Origin of the sequence: Cupriavidus necator A5-1, assembly GCF_000744095.1 — a bacterium.
Classification (GTDB): Bacteria; Pseudomonadota; Gammaproteobacteria; order Burkholderiales; family Burkholderiaceae; genus Cupriavidus; species Cupriavidus necator_A.
In genome coordinates, this window is the sequence record NZ_JQLI01000007.1 from 1 (window position 1) to 5,141 (window position 5,141).

Sequence of the window (5,141 nt, forward strand, 5' to 3'; positions counted from 1 at the left end):
GATGTCGAGGATGCGCGCCGCCTGCGCTGCCGAGATGATGGGCGGCAGCGTCGCCGCGTCATCCCAGGTCGCACCGGGCCGCAGCGCGGCAAAGCGCGCCGCGATGCGCTCGACCAGCGCCTCGGCGATGCCGCGCTGCACAATCAGGCGCGAGCCCGCGACGCATACCTGGCCTGCATTGCGGTGATGGCGCCGGCAATGATGCCAGCCAGCCGATCGAGGTCCGGCGCATCATCGAATACCAGTTGCGGGCTCTTGCCGCCCAGCTCCAGCGTGACTGGCTTGGGGCCGTGCAATGCGCAACTGGCCATGATCGCGGCGCCCGTTTGCGTCGATCCCGTAAAGGTCATTTTCGAGATCAGCGGGGGCGCGTGAGCGCATCGCCCGTGGTCCGCCCGTCGCCCTGCACCACGTTGAACAAGCCCGGCGGCACGCCCGCCTCGATCGCCAGTTGGGCTAGGCGCACGGCGGAGAACGGCGTCAGCTCGGAAGGCTTGAGCACCACCGCGTTGCCGGCGGCAAGCGCCGCGCCCACCTTCCACGACACCATCACCAGCGGGAAATTCCACGGGGTGATCGCACCCACCACGCCATACGGCTCGGCCACTACCATGCCCAGGTGATCGTGCTGCGTGGCCGCCACGTCCCCACCGAGCTTGTCGGCATATTCCGCGAAGAATCGCAGGCCTTCGGCGGTGAAAGGCACATCCCAGGCCGAGGCGGCGCGCACCGGCCTCGTGGAGCACACGGCTTCGAGCGGCGCGAGACCCTGCGCATCGGCTTCGATCAGGTCCGCCCAGCGGCGCAGCACGCGCGCCCGCTCGCGCGGGCACGGCGCGCCCAGTCGCTGGTACGCCAGGCCTTCCACGCGTCCTGCACCGCCGCATCCACGGCGGCGGCGTCAGCCAGCGGCAGCTCGGCATGCACCTGGTTATCGGAGGGGCGCCGCACGGGGATGCGGCCGGCATCAGGCACGAGCCGCCCGCCAATGAAATGGCCCGAGGGAACGGAGACAGTCTGGGGGTCGAATATTTGCACGGAAGGAGGGGCGCCGCGGGTCGGCACCGATAGTGGATTCATGCCTCCATGCTAGACAAGAAGGCTCAGCATTTGTCTCCGTTACGGACCGCGCTACCGCATCGAATTGCGAAACTGCCACCCCAGGCGGACGATTCTTGCATCCCTCGGATAAACCCGAGGGCGTTCTGGCTCCGCGCGAACGATTTGGTCCAGGATAAGTCCGATCGATCACCACAACGACATCGCCATGCACTGCGGCAGCGGGCCGGACCAATGGCTGGACAGCCTTGGCCTGCCGCGCGAGGCTGCCGGAAGCCTTCTGCCAAACATTCTGCTGCCACGGCCCGCATAACAGCAGCGTGCTCCATTCAGTCCCCTGAATGCAGCACCACGCCACGTGCCACTCGCCCTAAGCTTGAGGCACAGGCCAGCCTGTTGTGAAGTCCGCAAAGCCCATTCTGTCAGTCCGGTCAGACCATTGTTTCCAAACCAACGCCGAGCCGCCGCCCATGCCCGACAACGCTCCCCCACTGCCTGCGCGATTCATGCGGCTGGCAGAATCCGACCGTCCCGCCATCACCCTGCGCATCGATGGCCACAGTGCCACCGCACTGGCGGGTGACACCCTTCTGGTCGCACTGCTGCTGAATGGCCGGCGCGTTCGCGACAGCGAATTCGGCGACGGCCCGCGCGCGGGGTTCTGCCTGATGGGCGCCTGCCAGGACTGCTGGGTATGGACGCCCGCCGGCGAGCGCCTGCGTGCCTGTTCCACGCCTGCCGAGGCCGGCATGGAGGTGCTGACCCGACCGCCCGCGCACCACTGGCCCGTGACGCCGGACCTGCAGGAATCGCTCGCGCGCCACGCGCCGGGAGCCGCCGCATGAGCACGCCGTCAGCATTGCCCCGCATCGTCGTGGTCGGCACCGGCCCCGCCGGCGTACGCGCGGCCCAGGCACTGGTCCAGGCCGGGCTGCGCCCGACCATGGTCGACGAAGGCCGGCGCGACGGCGGCCAGATCTACCGCCGCCAGCCGGAAGGCTTCAAACGCTCCTACGCCAAGCTCTAGGCAGCGAGGCCGACAAGGCCCAGGCGCTGCACCGCGACTTCGACGCACTGCGCGCGCAGATCGACTACCGCCCTGACACGCTGGCGTGGAACCTGACCGAGGGCGAGCTGCACGTCGTGCGCGAGGAAGAGCCGCAGACGCTGCCCTTCGACGCACTGCTGGTGTGCTCCGGTGCCACCGACCGGCTCATGCCGGTGCCCGGCTGGCACCGCGCCGGCTGCTACAGCCTGGGCGCTTCCCAGATCGCGCTCAAGGCACAGGCCTGCGCCATCGGTACGCAAGTCGTCTTCCTCGGCAGCGGGCCGCTGCTCTACCTGGTGGCCTCGCAGTACGTGCAGGCCGGCGCGCGCGTGGCGGCGGTGCTCGACACCGCCCCCGCCACCAAGTCGTGGGCTGCCATCACCGGCCTGCTGGCGCGCCCCCGGCTGGCGCTGCGCGGGCTCGGACTGATCCGCGGCCTCAAGCATGCCGGCGTACCGGTGCTGCAGCGCGTGACCCCGCTGGCGATCGACGGCGATGATGGCCTTGGCGTGCAGGCCGTGACCGTGCGCGATGCGCGCGGGCGCGAGCAGCGCTTCGCGTGCGACGCCGTGGGCCTGGGCTGGCACCTGCGCGCCGAGACGCAACTGGCCGACCTCGCGCGCTGCGAGTTCGCCTTCGAACCCGTGAGCCGCCAGTGGCTGCCGCGCATCGACGCGGACGGCCGCAGCAGCACGCGCGGCGTCTACCTGGCCGGCGACGGCGCGCGCATCCTCGGTGCGACGGGGCCGAAGCCGCGGGCCGGCTCGCGGCGCTGGCGGCGCTGGCCGACCTGGGGCATGAGCGGGGCCGCGCGCAATACGCCGCGGAGTCGGCTGCGCTGCGCCGCCACCCTCGACCAGATGGACCGCTTCCGCCAGGGGCTGGCGCGCCGCCTTCCCGTGGCCGCACGCGCAGGCCGCCGCACTGCCCGATGCCGCGGTGGTATGCCGCTGCGAGGCCGTGACGGTGGGCGAGCTGCGCCGCCTGCGTGACCGAACTGGACAGCCAGGAAGTCAATCGGGCCAAGGCCTTCAGCCGCGTCGGCATGGGCCGCTGCCAGGGCCGCTTCTGCGGCCATGCCGCGGCCGAGATCGTGGCGCAGTCCTGCGGCATCCCGATCGAACAAGTCGGTCGCCTGCGCTCGCAGGCACCGGTCAAGCCACTGATGATGAATACACGTGAGGTGCAGCCATGAGTGGCACCAAAACTAGCACGACAGCGAGCACGGCAACCAGGACGCACGACGCCGATGTGCTGGTGCTCGGTGGTGGCCTGATGGGCACCACCACCGCCTTCTTCCTGCGCCAGCAGGGCCTCTCGGTGGTGCTGCTGGAGCGCGAGCTGGTCGGGCGCCAGGCCAGCGGCACCAACTTCGGCAATGTGCGCCGCCAGGGACGTGCGCTGCACCAGATGCCGCTGGCCAATCGCGCGCGTGCCGTCTGGGGCCGCGTGAAGGAACTGCTGGGCGAAGACCTCGAGTTCGTCCCGTACGGCCACCTGCGCGTGTGCTACACCGAACAGCAGGCCACCGTGATCGAGCAACATGCGCGCGACGTGAAGCCGCTCGGACTGGACCTGGAGCTCTTCAGCGCCGAGCAGTTGCGCCGGCGCTGGGGCATCTTTGCGCCCGGCGTGGTGGCAGGTTCGTACTCGCCGCAGGATGGCCACGCCAACCCGCGCCTGGCCGGCCCTGCTTTCGCGCGCGCCGCGCGTCGCGACGGCGCGCAGATCGTCGAGCATGCCGAGGTGATGCAGGTCGAGCGCGACGCCAATGGCTTTGTTGCCTACACCGCCGATGGCCGGCGCTTTCGCGCACCGCAGATGCTGGTGGCCTGCGGCGCCTGGTCCAACCGCATGGCCGAGCAGTTCGGCGAGGGCGTGCCGATGGATGCGCGCGGGCCACAGATGGGCGTGACCGAGCCGCTGCCCTATGCCATCGGCCCTTCCATCGGCGTTTCGACGCCGATCGAGCATGAGGGCCTGTACTTCCGCCAGATCTCACGCGGCAACATCGTGTTCGGTGGCGGCCTCAAGGGGCCGGGCCTACACCGACCGCATTCGTGCTACGTGAAGCCCGACAACGTGCTGCGCCAGCTGCGCGAGCTGCGCCGCTTCGTGCCGGCCTTCGAGCATGTGCAGCTGATTCGCGTGTGGAGCGGCATCGAAGGCTATACCGCCGACTGGCAGCCGGTAATGGGGCCCCAGCGCCACGGTGCCTGGCCTGCATTACGCCTTCGGCTTCAATGGCGAGGGCTTTGCGATCAGCCCCGGCGTGGGCGAAACCATGGCCGAGCTGATCGCCACGGGCCGTACCTCGATTCCGCTTGGAGCCTTATTGCCATCGGGCGCTTTGCCCGCGGGCAGGTGCTGCAGGAAGCGAACTGATGCTCCCTTCTCCCGCTTGCGGGAGAGGGGCCCGGGGGAGAGGGCAGGCGCATTGCAAGCATCGCGGCGCCCCTTCCAGGAGACGCCCGCCCTCTCCCCGCCCTCTCCCACTTCGCGGGAGAGGGGAGCGTATGCGTGAGCTCGCGACTCTGTCAGATGCGCGAGCGTGCAGTGCGCGGCTGTTTGCTCTGTGGCAGACCGACGCGCTGTACTTCGTTGACGCTCCAGCCCTTTCCCCTCTCCCGCACGCGGGAGAGGGTGCGTATGCGTCGGCTCGTGGCTTTGTTCAGATGCGCGAGCGTGCAATGTTCGTCCCCGCTCGCGTGCCGCTCACTGCAGGATCACATAGACCTTGCGCAAGGGTTCCAGAATTTCCCAGATGCCGGTCGTGTTCGCCGGGAAGAACAGCGTGTCTCCGGTCTTGATCCGGATCGGTGTGCCACCCGTCGGCGTGAACAGGCACTCACCGGCAAGGATGTGCATGACTTCGGCTTCCTCGACTTGCCGTTCGTAGGAGCCGACCGTGCATTCCCACAGGCCGGTCCGGTTCTGTCCGGCCCCCTCGAGGTCAACCTTGAAGCTGCTGGTGCGGCACGGCGGTTGGCTTAACGGTCTGCCGACAGGACCGTCGTCGGTGAGGTCACTGCAA

2 protein-coding genes and 3 pseudogenes are annotated in these 5,141 nt (G+C 69.3%); 3 read left to right on the forward strand and 2 right to left on the reverse strand.

Annotated features, from left to right (window positions below):
- Positions 1 to 1,038, reverse strand: a pseudogene (locus K307_RS24210) (aldehyde dehydrogenase family protein); the annotation flags it as partial.
- A gap of 491 nt (positions 1,039 to 1,529) precedes the next feature.
- On the opposite strand from K307_RS24210, the gene K307_RS24215 reads away from it, so the two are divergent.
- The 3 genes and pseudogenes from K307_RS24215 (at position 1,530) to K307_RS24225 (ending at position 4,492) form a co-directional block, all read left to right on the forward strand.
- Positions 1,530 to 1,904 (forward strand): (2Fe-2S)-binding protein, encoded by a 375-nt coding sequence (locus K307_RS24215; protein WP_042883439.1) that lies wholly within the window; start codon positions 1,530 to 1,532, stop codon positions 1,902 to 1,904.
- Positions 1,901 to 3,302 (forward strand): annotated as a pseudogene (locus K307_RS24220) (FAD-dependent oxidoreductase). Before K307_RS24215 ends, K307_RS24220 begins: the two are co-directional and overlap by 4 nt.
- Positions 3,299 to 4,492: pseudogene (locus K307_RS24225) on the forward strand (NAD(P)/FAD-dependent oxidoreductase). Before K307_RS24220 ends, K307_RS24225 begins: the two co-directional pseudogenes overlap by 4 nt.
- 330 nt (positions 4,493 to 4,822) lie before the next feature.
- Here the strand turns inward: K307_RS24225 and K307_RS24230 are convergent.
- Positions 4,823 to 5,141 (reverse strand): cupin domain-containing protein (locus tag K307_RS24230; RefSeq protein ID WP_042883440.1); only part of this gene is annotated, 319 nt, incomplete at its 5' end.

Bases quoted from the DNA above. Each gene is read 5' to 3' on its own strand.
- K307_RS24215 (WP_042883439.1), top strand. From the start codon at position 1,530: ATGCCCGACAACGCTCCCCCACTGCCTGCGCGATTCATGCGGCTGGCA.